This window comes from Paraburkholderia sp. RL18-085-BIA-A (genome assembly GCF_046027075.1).
Classification (GTDB): Bacteria; Pseudomonadota; Gammaproteobacteria; order Burkholderiales; family Burkholderiaceae; genus Paraburkholderia.
In genome coordinates, this window is the sequence record NZ_JARESU010000576.1 from 1 (window position 1) to 549 (window position 549).

Annotated in this window: 1 protein-coding gene; it reads left to right on the top strand. The window is 58.8% G+C overall.

Annotation, left to right across the window (positions count from 1 at the left end):
* Positions 1–549, top strand: a 549-nt coding sequence (locus tag P0D89_RS53920) for an IS630 family transposase (RefSeq protein ID WP_408379812.1), incomplete at both ends; no start/stop codon positions are given.

Sequence of the window (549 nt, forward strand, 5' to 3'; positions counted from 1 at the left end):
GGCACAGGTCGCCCACGTACGCTTACTGCGACGCAGGAGCAGCGGGTAATGCGCTGGGTTAATGGCAAGAATCCAATGCAGTACGGGTTTGATTTTGGCTTATGGACGCGCAACCTGGTTCGTGAGCTGGTACGACAGAGATTCGACGTCACGCTGAGTCTGGCTTCAATCGGTGCGATGCTCGCCCGTCTGAACCTGACACCGCAAAAGCCGTTGCAGCGTGCTTACCAGCGTGATCCGGAAGCTATCGAGCGTTGGCAGCGAGACACCTATCCGAGCGTTGCCAGGCAGGCTCGTGAGCAGAAGGCGGACATCTTCTTCTGGGACGAATCGGGCTTCCGTGCTGACTCGGTGCATGGCAGGACGTGGGCGCCGCGCGGTGAGACGCCGGTGGTCGAGCGGCCCGGCGAACGGCAAAGCATGAGCGCCGCGTCCGCTGTTAATTCGAAGGGGGCTTTCTGGTTTGCAACGTATGAAGGGGCACTTAGCGGCGAGTTGTTCGTGGAACTGCTCAAGAAGTTGATGTTCAATCGGAAAAGAGCGGTTCAT